The organism is Streptomyces sp. NPDC045701 (genome assembly GCF_056432045.1).
The window spans coordinates 1-2494 of sequence record NZ_JBWKJV010000164.1; the positions used below are offsets into that span (position 1 = coordinate 1).

The following is a 2494-nucleotide window of genomic DNA, read 5'->3' on the forward strand; positions in this document are numbered from 1 at the left end:
TCGTGACTGCGTGCCTTTTGAAGAATGAGCCTGCGAGTTTGCGGTGTGTTGCGAGGTTAACCCGTGTGGGGAAGCCGTAGCGAAAGCGAGTCCGAATAGGGCGATTCAGTAGCGCGCTCAAGACCCGAAGCGGAGTGATCTAGCCATGGGCAGGTTGAAGCGGAGGTAAGACTTCGTGGAGGACCGAACCCACCAGGGTTGAAAACCTGGGGGATGACCTGTGGTTAGGGGTGAAAGGCCAATCAAACTCCGTGATAGCTGGTTCTCCCCGAAATGCATTTAGGTGCAGCGTCGTGTGTTTCTTGCCGGAGGTAGAGCACTGGATAGGCGATGGGCCCTACCGGGTTACTGACCTTAGCCAAACTCCGAATGCCGGTAAGTGAGAGCGCGGCAGTGAGACTGTGGGGGATAAGCTCCATGGTCGAGAGGGAAACAGCCCAGAGCATCGACTAAGGCCCCTAAGCGTACGCTAAGTGGGAAAGGATGTGGAGTCGCAGAGACAACCAGGAGGTTGGCTTAGAAGCAGCCACCCTTGAAAGAGTGCGTAATAGCTCACTGGTCAAGTGATTCCGCGCCGACAATGTAGCGGGGCTCAAGCGTACCGCCGAAGTCGTGTCATTGCAGTACATACCCCCAACGGGGACTGTGATGGGTAGGGGAGCGTCGTGTGCCGGGTGAAGCAGCCGCGGAAGCGAGTTGTGGACGGTTCACGAGTGAGAATGCAGGCATGAGTAGCGATACACACGTGAGAAACGTGTGCGCCGATTGACTAAGGGTTCCTGGGTCAAGCTGATCTGCCCAGGGTAAGTCGGGACCTAAGGCGAGGCCGACAGGCGTAGTCGATGGACAACCGGTTGATATTCCGGTACCCGCTTTGAAACGCCCAGTATCGAACCAGGCGATGCTAAGTCCGTGAAGCCGCCCTGAGCTCTTCGGAGCGTAGGGGAGTGGTGGAGCCGACGGACCAGACCTGTAGTAGGTAAGCGATGGGGTGACGCAGGAAGGTAGTCCAGCCCGGGCGGTGGTTGTCCCGGGGTAAGGGTGTAGGCCGTGTGATAGGCAAATCCGTCACACATTGAGGCTGAGACCTGATGCCGAGCCGATTGTGGTGAAGTGGATGATCCTATGCTGTCGAGAAAAGCCTCTAGCGAGTTTCATGGCGGCCCGTACCCTAAACCGACTCAGGTGGTCAGGTAGAGAATACCGAGGCGTTCGGGTGAACTATGGTTAAGGAACTCGGCAAAATGCCCCCGTAACTTCGGGAGAAGGGGGGCCATCACTGGTGATCGGATTTACTCCGTGAGCTGGGGGTGGCCGCAGAGACCAGCGAGAAGCGACTGTTTACTAAAAACACAGGTCCGTGCGAAGCCGTAAGGCGATGTATACGGACTGACGCCTGCCCGGTGCTGGAACGTTAAGGGGACCGGTTAGCTCTGTTTCGACAGGGCGAAGCTGAGAACTTAAGCGCCAGTAAACGGCGGTGGTAACTATAACCATCCTAAGGTAGCGAAATTCCTTGTCGGGTAAGTTCCGACCTGCACGAATGGCGTAACGACTTCTCGACTGTCTCAACCATAGGCCCGGTGAAATTGCACTACGAGTAAAGATGCTCGTTTCGCGCAGCAGGACGGAAAGACCCCGGGACCTTTACTACAGTTTGATATTGGTGTTCGGTTCGGCTTGTGTAGGATAGGTGGGAGACTGTGAAGCTTGGACGCCAGTTCAGGTGGAGTCGCCGTTGAAATACCACTCTGGTCGTGCTGGATGTCTAACCTGGGTCCGTGATCCGGATCAGGGACAGTGTCTGATGGGTAGTTTAACTGGGGCGGTTGCCTCCTAAAGAGTAACGGAGGCGCCCAAAGGTTCCCTCAGCCTGGTTGGCAATCAGGTGTTGAGTGTAAGTGCACAAGGGAGCTTGACTGTGAGACCGACGGGTCGAGCAGGGACGAAAGTCGGGACTAGTGATCCGGCGGTGGCTTGTGGAAGCGCCGTCGCTCAACGGATAAAAGGTACCCCGGGGATAACAGGCTGATCTTCCCCAAGAGTCCATATCGACGGGATGGTTTGGCACCTCGATGTCGGCTCGTCGCATCCTGGGGCTGGAGTCGGTCCCAAGGGTTGGGCTGTTCGCCCATTAAAGCGGTACGCGAGCTGGGTTTAGAACGTCGTGAGACAGTTCGGTCCCTATCCGCTGTGCGCGTAGGAATATTGAGAAGGGCTGTCCCTAGTACGAGAGGACCGGGACGGACGAACCTCTGGTGTGCCAGTTGTCCTGCCAAGGGCATGGCTGGTTGGCTACGTTCGGGAGGGATAACCGCTGAAAGCATCTAAGCGGGAAGCCTGCTTCGAGATGAGTATTCCCACCTCCTTGAGAGGGTAAGGCTCCCAGTAGACGACTGGGTTGATAGGCCGGATATGGAAGCCCAGTAATGGGTGGAGTTGACCGGTACTAATAGGCCGAGGGCTTGTCCTCAGTTGCTCGCGTCCACTGTGT

At 56.7% G+C, this 2494-nt stretch carries 1 rRNA gene; it reads left to right on the plus strand.

Annotation, left to right across the window (positions count from 1 at the left end):
• A 23S ribosomal RNA gene (locus AC07DW_RS34085) occupies positions 1–2473 on the plus strand; the annotation flags it as partial.
• Positions 2474–2494 lie beyond the last annotated feature (21 nt).